18 protein-coding genes, 1 riboswitch and 1 other annotated feature are annotated in these 14,298 nt (G+C 44.2%); of the genes, 11 read left to right on the top strand and 7 right to left on the bottom strand.

From position 1 onward, the window contains the following. Nucleotides 1-672, top strand: a 672-nt coding sequence (locus tag QOZ98_RS13405) for a transposase (protein ID WP_308787927.1), incomplete at its 5' end; no start/stop codon positions are given. Between the two features lie 121 nt (nt 673-793). Here QOZ98_RS13405 and QOZ98_RS13400 read toward each other — a convergent pair. Then, a complete protein-coding gene (locus tag QOZ98_RS13400) occupies nt 794-1,444 on the bottom strand; it encodes a queuosine precursor transporter (RefSeq protein WP_308787926.1) in 651 nt (216 codons plus the stop codon). A gap of 12 nt (nt 1,445-1,456) precedes the next feature. Next, on the bottom strand, nt 1,457-1,951 hold the full coding sequence (gene queF / locus QOZ98_RS13395) for a preQ(1) synthase (RefSeq protein ID WP_142827537.1): 495 nt from the start codon (nt 1,949-1,951) through the stop codon (nt 1,457-1,459). A gap of 97 nt (nt 1,952-2,048) precedes the next feature. After that, nucleotides 2,049-2,096, bottom strand: a riboswitch (PreQ1 riboswitch). A 256-nt stretch (nt 2,097-2,352) separates the two neighbouring features. Here queF and QOZ98_RS13390 point away from each other — a divergent pair. The 4 genes from QOZ98_RS13390 (at nt 2,353) to QOZ98_RS13375 (ending at nt 4,812) form a co-directional block, all read left to right on the top strand. Further along, nucleotides 2,353-3,288, top strand: coding sequence for a phosphotransferase family protein (locus QOZ98_RS13390; RefSeq protein ID WP_308787925.1), 936 nt, complete (start codon nt 2,353-2,355; stop codon nt 3,286-3,288). A gap of 94 nt (nt 3,289-3,382) precedes the next feature. Continuing rightward, nucleotides 3,383-3,910, top strand: coding sequence for a TraR/DksA C4-type zinc finger protein (locus tag QOZ98_RS13385; protein ID WP_308787924.1), 528 nt, complete (start codon nt 3,383-3,385; stop codon nt 3,908-3,910). A gap of 84 nt (nt 3,911-3,994) precedes the next feature. Continuing rightward, complete coding sequence (locus QOZ98_RS13380) at nt 3,995-4,357, top strand: nuclear transport factor 2 family protein (RefSeq protein WP_308787923.1); 363 nt, start codon at nt 3,995-3,997, stop codon at nt 4,355-4,357. Nucleotides 4,358-4,413: 56 nt separating this feature from the next. Then, nucleotides 4,414-4,812 (top strand): thiol-disulfide oxidoreductase DCC family protein, encoded by a 399-nt coding sequence (locus QOZ98_RS13375; protein WP_142827533.1) that lies wholly within the window; start codon nt 4,414-4,416, stop codon nt 4,810-4,812. A gap of 230 nt (nt 4,813-5,042) precedes the next feature. On the opposite strand, the gene QOZ98_RS13370 is transcribed toward QOZ98_RS13375, so the two are convergent. Further along, nucleotides 5,043-6,236 (bottom strand): DUF3238 domain-containing protein, encoded by a 1,194-nt coding sequence (locus tag QOZ98_RS13370; protein WP_308787922.1) that lies wholly within the window; start codon nt 6,234-6,236, stop codon nt 5,043-5,045. A 324-nt stretch (nt 6,237-6,560) separates the two neighbouring features. On the opposite strand from QOZ98_RS13370, the gene QOZ98_RS13365 reads away from it, so the two are divergent. Further along, nucleotides 6,561-7,430: an STAS domain-containing protein gene (locus QOZ98_RS13365; RefSeq protein ID WP_308787921.1), complete on the top strand. Its 870-nt coding sequence runs from the start codon at nt 6,561-6,563 to the stop codon at nt 7,428-7,430. 13 nt (nt 7,431-7,443) lie between these two features. On the opposite strand, the gene QOZ98_RS13360 is transcribed toward QOZ98_RS13365, so the two are convergent. After that, nucleotides 7,444-7,947: a metallophosphoesterase family protein gene (locus tag QOZ98_RS13360; protein WP_308787920.1), complete on the bottom strand. Its 504-nt coding sequence runs from the start codon at nt 7,945-7,947 to the stop codon at nt 7,444-7,446. Nucleotides 7,948-8,105: 158 nt separating this feature from the next. Here QOZ98_RS13360 and QOZ98_RS13355 point away from each other — a divergent pair, with 158 nt between their 5' ends. From QOZ98_RS13355 to QOZ98_RS13335, 5 genes are all read left to right on the top strand, one after another. After that, entirely contained in the window at nt 8,106-8,390 is a 285-nt protein-coding gene (locus tag QOZ98_RS13355) for a hypothetical protein (protein ID WP_308787919.1), read from the top strand. A 64-nt stretch (nt 8,391-8,454) separates the two neighbouring features. Beyond that, nucleotides 8,455-8,985: a dihydrofolate reductase family protein gene (locus QOZ98_RS13350; protein ID WP_308787918.1), complete on the top strand. Its 531-nt coding sequence runs from the start codon at nt 8,455-8,457 to the stop codon at nt 8,983-8,985. A gap of 271 nt (nt 8,986-9,256) precedes the next feature. Then, nucleotides 9,257-9,880, top strand: a complete 624-nt coding sequence (locus QOZ98_RS13345; protein ID WP_308787917.1) for a cell wall hydrolase — start codon at nt 9,257-9,259, stop codon at nt 9,878-9,880. 100 nt (nt 9,881-9,980) lie between these two features. Next, the gene (locus tag QOZ98_RS13340) at nt 9,981-10,328 is read left to right on the top strand and encodes an ASCH domain-containing protein (RefSeq protein WP_308787916.1); all 348 of its coding nucleotides are present in this window, start codon (nt 9,981-9,983) and stop codon (nt 10,326-10,328) included. 7 nt (nt 10,329-10,335) lie between these two features. Continuing rightward, entirely contained in the window at nt 10,336-10,764 is a 429-nt protein-coding gene (locus QOZ98_RS13335) for a hypothetical protein (protein ID WP_308787915.1), read from the top strand. A gap of 47 nt (nt 10,765-10,811) precedes the next feature. On the opposite strand, the gene QOZ98_RS13330 is transcribed toward QOZ98_RS13335, so the two are convergent. The 3 genes from QOZ98_RS13330 to QOZ98_RS13320 form a co-directional block, all read right to left on the bottom strand. Further along, nucleotides 10,812-11,621, bottom strand: coding sequence for a carbohydrate ABC transporter permease (locus QOZ98_RS13330; RefSeq protein WP_308787914.1), 810 nt, complete (start codon nt 11,619-11,621; stop codon nt 10,812-10,814). Nucleotides 11,622-11,704: 83 nt separating this feature from the next. Beyond that, a complete protein-coding gene (locus QOZ98_RS13325) occupies nt 11,705-12,580 on the bottom strand; it encodes a carbohydrate ABC transporter permease (RefSeq protein ID WP_308787913.1) in 876 nt (291 codons plus the stop codon). 4 nt (nt 12,581-12,584) lie between these two features. Beyond that, nucleotides 12,585-13,844, bottom strand: coding sequence for an ABC transporter substrate-binding protein (locus tag QOZ98_RS13320; protein WP_308787912.1), 1,260 nt, complete (start codon nt 13,842-13,844; stop codon nt 12,585-12,587). 214 nt (nt 13,845-14,058) lie between these two features. Then, nucleotides 14,059-14,270 (top strand) — a binding site (T-box leader). The last annotated feature ends 28 nt before the right edge of the window (nt 14,271-14,298 follow it).

Raw genomic sequence — 14,298 nt, 5'->3', positions numbered from 1 at the left:
CATGTGGCATCTGACCGCAACGGTTTCGTCCTCGGTGCCTGCGTAACCCCAGGAAATATTCATGACAGCCACCTCTTGGAACCCTTAGTGGGCGAAGTCATTCGGTCTTTCGGGAAGCCACTCGCTATCGCGGCAGACGCTGGCTATAAAACCCCGGCGATTGCCCGGTACTTACTTCGCAAGGGCATGACCCCGGCATTGCCTTACACACGACCGCGAACAAAAAAAGGGTTCTTTCGGAAAAGCGACTACGCGTATAACGAAGAACTGGATGGGTACCGATGCCCAGCTGGACAACGGTTGGCTTATTCCACAACCAATAAAGAGGGGTATCGCGAATACAAATCCACCCCCCACATTTGCGCGACTTGTTCCTTGTTGGCAAAGTGTACGGAAAGTAAGAACCACCAAAAGGTGGTCACGCGACATATTTGGCATGGGTATATCGAAGAAGCCGAACGTCTTCGGCTCACGGAACCGGTCAAAGTCATTTATGCAAGGCGAAAGGAAACGATTGAACGCATTTTCGCCGATGCAAAAGAAAAGCATGGCATGCGTTGGACAACGCTCAGGGGACTGAAGAAATTGTCCATGCAGGCGATGCTCATTTTCGCATCGATGAACTTAAAAAAGACGGCCAAGTGGACATGGAAAGCTGCCGAAATAAGCTAACTTCGACGCTCTCCCAAGGCCAAATCAAGAGCCATACACCGATCACCGCAAAAAAATAAAGAGGTTTTGGAATGTCCCCATCCCAAAACCTCTTTTGTCTACACTCTGACCGGAAGCTCTATTAGAGAGCTTCCGGTTTTTGGTTTCCATAAATCTGCTTGCCTGACAATTGTTCGCGTCTGCATAACTTGACCAGCAAATAAACAAATGGCGTGTCAGCTGCGGCCACCAGCAGTTTAAATACATACTGTGTCGCAATCATGCCAAGCAATGCGCCGATTGGCATAGTGCCATAAAAAGCGATGGTAATAAAAATACTCGTGTCGACTAATTGGCTGGTCATCGTGGAGGCATTATTGCGCAGCCATAAACGAGATTCGCCATGCCGCTGTTTGAGACTATGGAAAATGGTGACATCCAGGTTTTGGCTGATGAAGTAAGAGACAAGGCTTGCCAGGGTGACCCGGAAACCTGCGGAAAAAATAGCTTCAAAAGATTCCTGATCCGCGAAAAACGGAGCAGCCGGCAAATGGATGGCGAAAAAAATAAAAGCCAGTGCGCAAAGCTGTGTGATAAACCCTGCCGTAACGGTTTGCCGCGCAGCTTCTTTGCCGTATACTTCCGCAATTGTATCGGTAATCGGGAACGTAAAGACGTAGACAATGACAGCAGCCGGCAAAACAGCCCATTCATTGATGCTGAACAATTTCACTGCCAAAATATTAGATAGGATCAACAGGCCGACAAATGCGCCATTCAGATAAAGTAACATCTGCTCTGCTCCTTATCGGTTGGTGATCGTTTCCGGATTCAAGTCGTGATTCATCATCCGGTAAGATGCCATTTCTTCGTATTTGGTTCCAGGTTTGCCGTGGTTTGTGTAAGGATCAATCGACAAACCGCCGCGTGGCGTAAATTTCCCCCATACTTCGATATAGCGGGGATCCATCAATTTGATCAAATCATTCATGATAATGTTTACAACGTCTTCATGAAAATCTCCGTGATTTCGGAAACTGAACAAATAAAGCTTCAGTGATTTGCTTTCCACTAATTTCTTGTCAGGGATAAAGCTAAGATAAATGGTCGCGAAATCAGGCTGTCCTGTCTGCGGGCAAAGTGATGTGAATTCAGGACAATTAAACTTCACGAAATAATCGCGGCTGTGGAGATTGTCAATCGGCTCCAAAATCTCCGGATCGTATTCAAATTTATACTTGGTATTCTGATTGCCAAGCAATGATAAATGGTCTAGCGTTTCTTCGTTTCTTCCTGCCATGAAAAACGGCCTCCTTTAGATGGCCGGCTTGGAAGAGGGCTATAAAAAACGGACAAAAGAAAAAGCCAAATCGCATGTGGATTTGGCGGAGTTTCGGCAATCCATAGTTTTTTATAGAGGGTGAAATGCTATGAACCTCTCCCGTTGCCGGGTTATTTACTTTTTCCTCATCTATCGTATAAGACTTGCTATTCGTTGTCAATCAGTCAATTTCGGTAAAATAGCAGCAATAATAATAGAAACTGAATGTGTGGAAGCAATAGATGGTTCGGCCTTAATAAGGTTTTTTGCAGAAAACAAGCTGCTGTGTTGCAGATTATTTGTCTTACTCCTAAATTATGGAGTGCTCATTTGTTCATGGTACACTGAAACTAAAAGATAGGCAGAAAGGAGCGGCAAGGATGGCTGAAAACGAATGGAACGGATTGCCGGCACAATCAATGGAATGGCTGCAAGAACAATTGGGAGCTGCAGCAGAGCTGGCAAGCATCAAGCCGCTGACTGGAGGGACCTCCTCAACTTTGTTTGAATTGGATGTCCGGGAAAAAGACGAGATCCGGTCTTATGTACTGCGGCTTTTTCATAAAGCTGATTGGTTGGAGAAAGAACCTGATTTGGCGAGGCATGAAGCGGATAGTCTTCAATTCGCTGAACAGGCGGGCCTTCCTGTCCCCCATTTGATCGCATATGATGAGACGGGAGAGGCGAGCGAGGTGCCTGCGGTATTGATGACTAAATTGTCCGGATCGGTCGTGCTTCAGCCATCCAATGACGAAAACTGGCTGGAAGGTTTGGCTGCCTCTCTGGCACATCTGCATAAAACCAAGCCAGAAGGCTTTCCTTATGAGTATTTCTCCTACAACAATGCGTTCTTATTGGAAAAACCGACATGGTCCAAGGTGCAGAATGACTGGATGCGTGCTTTTTATATCGTCGCTGGAAGCCGTCCCGAAGCTCCTGAATGTTTTATTCACCGGGATTTTCACCCTGCCAATGTACTGTGGGAAAACGGCAGGGTCAGCGCCATCGTAGACTGGGTGAATGCTTGCCGGGGACCGGCGGGAATTGATGTCGGGCATTGCCGTGTCAACCTGGCCCAGCTTTATGGCACTTCTGTTGCCAATGATTTCTTAGCGGCTTATGAACGCCATGCTGGCAGCTCATTTACTTATGATCCATATTGGGACCTCGTTTCCTTGACGGATACCCTTGATGGTTCACCAGTCGTTTATCCGGGCTGGAAAGCCTTTGGTATGACCGGGCTGTCCAATGAGCTGATGCGCCATCGGTTGGACGATTATTTATTAAGTTTGTTGGATCGATTTGATGATTTTTAAATGGAAAGACGGCAAAGCTCAATGTACTTCCAGGTTTGATTTCCCCAATAAAGGCAATATAGAGGATAAGTGAGTTTTTTGAGGAGGAAATTAGATGAAAGCCGAACAAGTAAAGAAATTGAAAAAACAGTTGGAAGATCAGGTCGAATCACTGGAAGATCGTGTTGAGCATACAGAGGAGTTTGAATCGACGGAGCTTTCAAATTACGACAACCATCCCGCTGACAACGCCACCGATTTATACGATCAGGAGCGCGGCATGGCGATGACCCAGTTTAAAGAAGAAGAACTGGAAGACGCCAAAATTGCCTTGGCAGCCATCGAAGATGGGACATACGGAACATGTGCCGTGTGCGGCAAAGACATTCCGTTTGAACGGTTGGAAGCATTGCCGACCGCGTTGACTTGCATAGATCATGCTGATCAAAAGCCAGATCTTGAAACACGGCCGCCGGAAGAAGATGTGCTGCGTGCTTCTACATCCCAGCCGGTTGAGAAAGAAGACGGTGCGATTCGGGATTACCAGGACAGCTTTGAAGATGTTGAAGATTTTGGATCATCGGACACTCCGCAGGATCAACCGGATCAAGATCCACAGAAGTTCTTTAAAGACGATAAATAAGTGGAAATGCCCCTTTTGCCCTTAGGCAAAGAGGGGCATTTTTAACAAGGAACATTTCCCGGGAAATGATGGAGGAGAATATATATGGATAAGCTGACCCAGAAGTTCTACGAGCTCGAATGCAGTCACTTGCGGCCAGAAGTCCGGATTTCGATGGAAAAGTTGGGAGAAGTACTGGACGATGAGTTTTTTGAATTTGGCAGCTCTGGTGGAGTCATCAAACGTTCAGAGCTTAGCGGAGATCATATTTTAAACCCAGATTCAATGGAAATACAATGTTTTGCCCTGCATGAATTGGGGCCATCTGCAGTTTTGACTACGTATCAGCTTTATAACCGGAACACAGAAATACTGACAAACCGAAGTTCTGTCTGGAAAAAAAGGAGAAAAGGCTGGAAACTATTTTTTCACCAAGGAACAGTTTCGACTGAAGAGGTGTTTCAATAAAGGCAAAAGAGGCTATTTACATAACAGAACCATTTTTTCCAAAGGAGGAAACCGATATGGAACATGCCGTTGTATTATTTGATGGAGATTGTAATTTTTGCGATTCGAGCGTTCAGTTTATCATAAATCATGATCCGGCCGGCTATTATCAATTTGCTTCATTGCAAAGTGAGATTGGTCAGGAACTCTCTAAAAAGCACAAGGTGCCAGAAGATGTGGACAGCCTTGTATTGATAAAGGATGGACAGGCATATGTAAAATCTGAAGGCGCTTTAATGATTTCGAATCATTTAACAGGCCTTTGGAAGCTGGCATTTTATCTGAAACCATTCCCTCGTGCACTCCGTGATGGTGCATATGATGTCGTAGCCAAAAACCGTTACAAAGTGTTCGGCAAACTGGACAGCTGTATGCTGCCGCCGCCTCACATCCGTAAACGATTTTTAGACAAATAATAAGAAAAGCGAAAGTGCCTGTTCAGCCCTGACAGGTGTAAGGCGATTTGGCGAAACGGCGGGTTTTCAGCCGCATAGCCAGAGTGGCTTACATGCCGAAGAGCTGAGCTTAGAGTCTGGACAATGGATGAAAAGCTGAAAGTTGTCCTTTCTTCGATAATTGATAAAGCCCGAATCCGGAATCTACTCCGGTTCGGGCTTTATCAATGGTAAAGTAAAATCAGAGAATATCAGTAGAAATTGGATATCCGCCAATAGTGGCTGGCAATGGGGTCTGCCATAAAGGCCAGCCCTTCGCTTTCAGTTTGGTGGATGTCCATCCATTTGCCATCATCGCCAAACTTTAAATAGACTTCATGGTTCGGTGATTGATCATGGATTCCGATAATGTCATAGCTACCATCACGATAAAAGGCGGCCGACACATTATAATCAATATTGGGCGAAGTAGTGATCGGGTTGCCGACGCCATGTTTTAATGTAATGGAAACTTTATGGCCGGTTTCATCAATCTTTTCCAACTTAATTCCTTCAGCAGAAGCCACATCTGCTTTACTGAATTTTTTCCGCCAATTATAGCCGATGGTAGGGCCAACATCTTTATCGTAAGCAAATGATGATTCTTCTTCTTTTAAGTCGACAGTGAAATTGACTCGCGTCCGGTAATGGAGTGATTCAGGGTCAAATTTTCTGCCATCCCCCTGGAAATAAGGAAAAGGCGATAAAAGATTTGGATTTTTTAAAACCAAATCAGGCAAGAAAGTTTGATAACGGAAATGCCAGACTGGGTATATTTTTGGTTTTTCCTCATCAGACAGCAGAGCATCCAAAGAAGCAATTTTTTTGGTCATCCAAAATTTTTCCATTGCAGCTTTATCCTTAGTGGAGTTCCAATTCAAGGCGCCGAATATCTTGGCCACTGTGAACTTTTCTTCGCTGAAACTTTCTTCAGAACGGGCTACTGGCCGTTTTCCGCGAATCCAGTAAGTAAATTCCGGGCTCATTGGAACTTGGCGATCAGTATATTGATTCCCTTCAACCGTTTCAATCAGTTGGCCATTTCGATAAATATCGAATTTTGCAATGCCTTCGATTTCCCCCCATGCCAAAGAAATTCTTTCTTTGGAAACAATGGTGGTGAGAACAATTTCCTCAAGGCGATTGATGCTGTCCGCTTTCGGGTTTTCTGTTCCTGTATGAAGTTTGATTTTATCTGTCCAATGGCCTGAAGCATCCAGCCGCTCGATGGTATAGGTATACAATTCGCCTTTTTTCAAACCGGTGTCTTTAAGCAGATTCTGTGTGCCGGTATAAATGACTTGTTCATCTCGTTTTACGCGGCAGACATCATCAGTATCTGTCCATCTAAAATAAATCATTGTATCAGATTGTTCCAATACAAGGATATCCAGTTCATTTGTCATTTTCCCGCCTCCAAATACTGTTTTTACTCATATACCCTAATCGAATCAAAGATGAACCCTTTGCGTTCTAGTAGATTTGTTTCTCAAATTAAATGTAAAAATAATGGATTTAACTGTATAATTAATATAAAACACAGGCAGGGTTGCCTCCTAAGAAAGTAAAGTAAGAGTTCACCTCTTATTATAGATGCTTAAAATTTGTTAGTTCATGCAGATCTAGTATTTAGGGCCTAACACGATTTGTTGGCTGTCTGGTATCAATTTCTAAACTTTAACACTTCATTATAGATAACAAGGATCAGCCAAAAGAACGGGGGACTGACAGTGGAAAGCACTCAAAAGAAACGAAATTTCAGTAACTTTGATGAGGCGGCCGCCTATATCCTGCAGCTGCTGAGCAAACAAATTGGAATCAATTCCATATTCATTGCTAAAAATGATGGACTGACAAATAATATTATTAAAGTGCATAACTCCAGCAAAGATCTGGTTGAAGAAGGCAGTTCGATGCCTCTTCCACAGTCTTTTTGCAGTTTAAGCATTAATCATGGCCCCTCTGCATTAGTTATAGAAGATGTTTCCGAAAACGAGCTGACCCGCTCTATGGACATTACTGCAAATTATGGAAGCGGCACATTCGTTGGAGTTCCGGTTTATTACAATGACGGGACGGTTTATGGAACCATTTGCGGATTAGATGATCGATACTACAAGCTTTCTGAAGAACAACTTACTACTTTCGAAATGATGTCGACGCTGTTGACTTACGTACTGGAACTGGAAAAAGCGAACGATCAAATTCAAACATTGACCGCACCAATAGTTCCGGTAACTAAAGGCGTAGCTATTGTTCCGGTGATTGGCGACATTACGGCGCCGCGGGCACAGGTCATTATCGACCATGTGCTTGATAAATGCAGCAAAGAGTCAATGGATTATTTAATTATTGATGTATCTGGTGTTTTGCAGATCAACTCTGTCGTTGGGGAATACTTGCTGAAGCTTGTCAATATTCTTAAAGTGATCGGGGTAACACCGGTCATTACCGGAATCCAACCCTTCATGGCATTGGGAGTCCCTCATTTTGCCGCTGCACTGAAAGATGTACTGATTGAAGCCAACTTAGAGTCGGCATTAAAACAGCTTGGATTTGTGCTGATAAAAGATTGCAAAGAAAAAACAGACCTTCATTGAGAAGGTCTGTTTTTCAGCTGCTCTCTTTATCGAAAAAGACATGCTTTAATTCCCATGAATCGCCGATTTCCAGCAAGCCAAAGGAAAATTGGGCTTGTCTGCGCTTATCGGTCGGCGAACCGGGGTTAAACAGTGTCACACCGTCAACTTCCCGCATGACAGGGGTATGGGAATGACCGAAAACAATGATGTCCACGCCTTCATCAGCAAAAGTATCATAAGCCTGCTGCTCAGTGGGTTTCCTGTCGCTGTCTCCATGGACAATACCGATTTTTAACTCCCCGAAAGTGAGGATTTTTTTCCTGCCGAACTTCTCGAGGATTTCCCATGGATCGACATTGCCGGTGACGCCATCGATTTCTGCATAGGCTGCCAGTTCGTGATAAACATCCAATGTCTGCCAGTCTCCGGCGTGGATGATAAAATCAGCCTCTTGGCATGCATCCAATAGTTTTTGTGGCAACTTCTTGGCGCGGAATGGAATATGTGTGTCTGAAACAATAACAATCTTCTTCATTAGAACGCCTCCAGTCAGTTTCTTTCTTTTCACTTTACCAAATAAACTTCTCTCCGTCGAAACCGAGCCGTCTGACGGACACGGGAAGAGGATTAATTTTCAGGAAAAAGGGAATTGAAGAAGATACAGAAACAATGAAGATAACCGGAGGGATACCAATGAAAAAGAACAACACGAAAAAGTTTATTTATACAGGAGCAGCAATGGCCGGCAGCATTCTTTTGCTGACTGCCTACAAAAAAAACCAAGCTAAAAAAATCTGGGTTTATGAAGACAATGATATGAGGAATAGTACTGAAGTGGATCATGAAGAAAGTGTCAACGCTGATACGGACGAAGCGGAAATTGGATTGACCCAGTTGGATTCTGCCTATCGTTCTGAATGGCAGGCGAACGGTTTTCCACAAACACATAAAGCGATGGCAGAATTGGAAAGTAAATAAATGAGTGGTCTCAGTTTTATGCTGAGGCCTTTTTTCATGAAAATTTTATAAGGAGGAAGCAATCATGGAGAATAGAAGGAAGATTGTCTGTTATATTGCGGCTAGTCTGGACGGCTATATTGCGACTGAAGACGATTCTCTTGAATGGCTGTTTAGAGTCGAAGGAGAAGGCGACGCAGGCTATGCTGAATTTATGGAGACCATCGATACTGTGGTCATGGGACGCAGAACCTATGATTGGGTAATGGATGCGGAAGATGGAGAGTTTCCCTATCAAGGATTGGCCAGTTACGTTTTTACATCTGCTGCCCATCAGGACGATCCGTTTGTAAAGTTTACGAGTCAAGACATCGCCAGCTTCGCGAAAGACCTTAAGGCCCAACCGGGAAAAGACATTTGGGTAATTGGCGGCAGCAGCCTGCTTCATGGGTTTTTAGAAGAGGACTTAATCGATGAATGGATCATTTCCATTGCGCCTACTTTGATTGGAAAAGGGATACCATTGTTTCGGGAACTAGATTTTGAAATTCCTTTAAAGCTTAAGTCGGTAAAGTCGTATGGACAATTTGCGCAGCTGCATTACGAAAGAAAATAAATTCCATTTTTCTGGCCATCGAGTATTGCTCGATGGCCTTTTGAGTATGGTGCAAAGCGGATCCTTGCTATTTTTTCGATTTTCTAAGTGAAAATGCCTAATTTATTCAAAGAATTGTTCTTCTTTTTTTACTTAAAATCAACAAACTATTACTTTTGGTCATTCAATCATCAGAATTTAAGTAGTCCGAGGGATTGAATTCTTACAATTCCAATTATATACTGTTAAGAAGAATCATTTGTTGATTCTTGGAATAGAAGGGAGAGAAAGCATGAAAAATTTAAAAGTATTGGTATTTGCCTTATTTACAGTTCTATTCATAGGTTTTTCTCAAAACTCTGCAGAAGCGCATTCTCCAGACTTGCATGAAGGCGTTTCCGGACAAGATGTAACCGAACTTCAGTCAACGCTTAAAAAATTGGGTTATTTCAATACAACACCTACCGGCTACTATGGCTCTATCACGAAAAATGCAGTTATTCAGTTTCAGCGTGATTTTAATGTTCCCGATACAGGATTTACAGGTTCAATGACGCGCGCAAAACTTTCAGAAGTTGACATGATGGCACGTGTTGTACACGGAGAAGCACGTGGGGAAAGTTACACAGGACAAGTAGCAGTAGCTGCAGTCATCTTGAACCGTCTAGATTCTTCGGCGTTTCCAAACAATACATACAATGTCATTTTCCAGCGGAATGCGTTTACTGCTATAAATGACGGCCAATACAACTTGAAGCCGAACGCTTCTGCCTACCAGGCAGTGAAAGCAGCTTTTAAAGGTTCAGATCCATCAATGGGCGCAACTTATTATTACAATCGGAGTGGAGTGACGGATACGTGGATTTTCTCACGTACGACAATCACTAAAATCGGCAAGCACGTATTTGCAAAATGATTTAAGATTCGTCCTGATATCATCAGGGCGTTTTTTTTTGCCGTGAATTAGGAAGCAGAAAAGCTTATACTGAAAAAGAATGATGAGAGGTGGAACCAAAATGCCAGAAAGAAAAGGCCAGCAATTGCCGCCAAAAACTTGCACGATCGAAAAGCTCGTAACCAATAAGCACGATGTAGAAAAAGTTCTAGCCGGAACAAAATCGGCAACACGCAGAAATGGCCGTTACGCAGATATAGGGGAGATCATGGTGCTGGACGACAAGAGATTTGTTGTGGACCAGGTATACCAGCAGACACTGGGTGAGTTAACAGACGAAATGATTCTTCGGGAAGGATATGCGACAGTTGAGGAGTACAAGCAGTCCATCCTATCCTTCCATCCCGGCATGCCGTGGCTGCCTGAAATGACTGTGTGGGTCCACGAATTCCAAATGGCAAAAGAATAGTTAAGCGATGTATACAATCATGCTTTACGCTCATATTTTAAGTGCGGTTTTATCCATCGGCCCATTTTTTGTATTGCTTCCTTTAGTCAAACGAATGGAAACAGCGGCTGGCGATGTGCTTGTTTCACATATCACAACGTTCAAATCGGCTACGCGTCTGGTTAAACATGCAGGACATGTACTGGTGGCAACGGGAATTCTGCTGATTTGGCAAGGCCCGTGGGAATGGGGAACTCCATGGATTGTCTGTACGCTGGCCGTAATGGCTGCTTCTGTTTTTTTCTTGGCGCGCGCTTTTACGCCTATTCTTCGCCAATTTGGCGGTGAAGTTAGCCAATTGCTGCTCGTCAAGAAACTCAGCCGTTCCTTATGGATTTATATTTTATTGCTCTTATTGATGCTTTGGTTTATGGTCGGAAAACCGGTGTTTTGGTAATAAAAAAAAGGACGGCCTGCTCATTGAAGAGCAGGCCGTCCTTTTAGTTACCCTTTTACAGCACCAGCGGTCATGCCTGCGACAAAGTAGCGCTGCAGGAAGACATAGGCGATGACCATTGGCGCAGAAGCAATGATGACGCCTGTAAAGAGCATTGGGTAGTTGGTTGAATATTCGCCCTGGAACTCGAGCAAAGCGAGCGGCAGGGTTTTGTAGGCATTGTCCGTAATAAACAGCAAAGGATAGAGCAAGTCGTTCCAGTGCATCACAAACAGGAAAATAGCGGTAGCCGATAAGGATGGCAGCGACAATGGGATCGCCACCTTGGAGTAGATTTTCCAGTTCCCAGCCCCGTCTATTGTTGAAGCTTCAAACAATTCCCTTGGCAAGGTTTTCATAAATCCGGTCAAGATAAAGACGGCAATTGGCATAGTGGTCGAAATGTTAACAAGAATCAACCCAACCAGGCTGTTTGTCAGGCTAAGGTCGAGCATCAGCGAGTAGAGCGGTATCATACTGACCTGTGCCGGAACCATCATACCGAGTGTAAACAAGATAAATATGAAATTTCCGATCCAGTTATTGAGCCGAATTATGCCGTAGGCGATCAACGATGCAAAAAACAGCGTTAAAGACACGGAAAACAAAGTCACAATCGTACTGTTCATGAAATATCCGGACATTGTCTGTTCCTGGAAAATCGCTGAATAGTTTCCGAACTGGATTCCAGCCTCGGGCAAGCCAAGCGGATTTCTGAACGTTTCCTGAATTGTTTTCATGGAAGTCAAGACTACAATCAGCAAAGGAACTAAAATCAGCAGTGCATAGATGAGTAAAGAAAATCTTCGGAAGAACAAGCTGTTGCCCTCCTTTCTTAAAGCGTAGGAAAATATAAGTTTTCGCTCTTTTTTATTTTATTGCCGAGTCTTTACTGCTTTTCTTAATAAGAGATTCGATCAGAACGCAGGGCTTTGAACTGCAGGAAGGTAATGATCGCAATGATGATCATGAAAATAACCGAAATGGCACTCGCATAGCCAAATTGATAGCTTCTGAATGCGATGTCGAAAATATAGGTGGCTACAATTTCGGTTGAATTATTCGGGCCTCCTCCTGTCATCGCAAAGACCAGGTCGAATGCTTTGAACGACTGGATAGTGGTATAGGCAATGACGATTGTGGCAGATGGTGCCAATAGGGGCCACGTTACGGTTCGGAACGTCTGCCATTTGTTGGCGCCTTCTATTTTTGCCACTTCATACAACTCGTCCGGAATCGCCTGCAGACCTGCTACGAAAATGATGAGCATCTGGCCGGCATGGAACCAGACTTGCGTCACAGCAAGGGAATAGATGGCGATATCAGCGTTTCCAAGCCAGTTTTGAGCCAAGAATCCAAGACCGACCAGCTCCAGTACCTGATTCAGGATGCCAAGTGAAGGATCGTAAATGAACGACCAGATAAAGGCGACTGAGACAGATGACAAGATGGTCGGGAAAAAATATAATGCACGCAAAAAGATGGTGGTTTTGTTGTTTTTCAGAACAATCAAGGCGAAAGCCAAAGCAATGAGTGTTTGGAAGACCACAACAACGAGCATGAATTTCAGGTTATTCCCGATGCTCTTCCGGAAAATCGTATCTCCTGTAAAGGCACGTTCGTAATTGCTGATTCCGACAAATTGGAAACTTTGGCTGAGGCCATCCCAATCGGTAAACGAATAAAACAAGGCGCTGATTGTTGGGTAAATAAAGAAAATCGCATAGAGCAGAAGCCCTGGTAAAAAGAATAAGTAGATGGATTTAGAAATTTTCATCTCATTATTCCCTGTTTTCGTCTACGAGCTGCTGCGCTTCTTCAGCGGCCGTCATCGGGTCTGCTCCGCCCAGTACGTTTTCGATGGAGCCAAGCACTGCTGCCTCAATTTGAGCGTTGGTGATCAAGAAGCGCGGCTGGAAACGGGTTGTTCTTTCATCGATCCAATAAGCTGTATTCTGAAGCACTTCTGATTCGTATTCCACGTCGTTGACCGTCAGATGCTGGCCAGTTTCATTGGCATATTGCGAAGCAATTTCAGGCTGGCTGAGGAATGCGATAAACTCTTTTGCCTGCTCTTTTTTCTCCGACTGGCTGTTGACAGCCAACATGAAAGTGGCGGTATTGATGCCTTCATAGACGGCTTCACTTTCTTCAACTGTGATCGGTGCCATTAGATCCAGCTGAAGATCAGGGTTCAGGCCGAGCAAAGCGGACATATGGTAAGATCCTGTTGCAAGCATAGCGGCTTCTTCATTGGCGACCATCGCCATTGCGGAATCCTGGGATGTGCCGAGTGCATCGTCCTGGATATAGCCATTTTGTTCAAGCAGCTGGAAATCTTCCAGTGTCTTGACCCACCATTCGTTGGTCAATGTTTCTTCGCCATTTTGAAGTTTTTCGAAAATATCTTCATCGGGTGCATTGTTCATCATCATGCTGTTCATAAATTGGTTAGGGCCAATATCGGCTCCGGGAAAGGCGATGGGCGTAATGTCGTTTTCAAGAAGTGTGTCAGCCATTTCCTGAAACTCGGTCCAGCTTTTCGGTACTTCCAAGCCCAATTCTTCAAACATGCCTTTATTGTAGACCGGCATATTAAATACCAGCTGATAAGGAAGCGCAAGCTGAGCCTCGTCTTTTTGCCCAACAGTGATCAGTTCTTCATCAAAATTGGAAACAAAATCCTCACCACTTAAATCTTCAAATAAGCCGGCACTGGCGATCGCTTCAAATTGTGCGCCAGGGAAGGATGTGAAGACGTCTCCGGTCGAACCATCCTGAAGCAGGCGCTGGCCGGTAGCCTGATATTGCTCAGATGGATAAATGGTCATTTCCACTGAAATATCGGGATTCTCTTCTTCAAACTGGGCAATGATATCATCCAATACAGCTTTGTCTTCGCCTCTCCAGTGAATAAAGCTTATCTGGGTGCTGTCTTCTCCGCCTTCGTTGCTTGTATCGCTCGTACTTTCACCAGCACAGCCGGTAAGCAGCAAACCTATGGCTAAAATTCCTGGTGTTAAGAATGAATGATTTTTCATCGTCTTGTCCTCCCTCTATTTTAAAAGTTAAAAACGCTTACTTTATTTATACCTTAATCTAGTTGGTAAATACAGAATTATCTAAATAAGTCATGTTTTTAGTTGACAAAAAGGCTCAAATTGAATAAGATGGGCACAACCTTTTATGTACGGATTGCGGTTGAAGGGGTCGGAAGCGACACCGCCGAATTCCAGTGGAGCAGAGCATAGCAGAGCTAAATCGATGAGTAAGAAGAGTAGCGCAGATCAACCTCTCAAAGAGAGCCAGTGGCAGGTGGAAACTGGCGGGGTGTCTGAGTGAATGGGCTTATGAGTGATTCTTTGAAAAAGTCAGTAGAAGAATCCGTTTCCCCACGTTATCAGGGATCAAGTGAAAGCTTTGTCGGCTTTAACATGAGGTGGTACCGCGGTCATTCCGTCCTCTGCAAGGAACAGTTCTGTTCCTGCAGAGGCT

The sequence above is a fragment of the Planomicrobium stackebrandtii genome (genome assembly GCF_030814955.1).
In the GTDB taxonomy this organism is placed as follows: Bacteria; Bacillota; Bacilli; order Bacillales_A; family Planococcaceae; genus Planococcus; species Planococcus stackebrandtii.
This window is presented reverse-complemented; position numbering and strand designations above follow the sequence as displayed.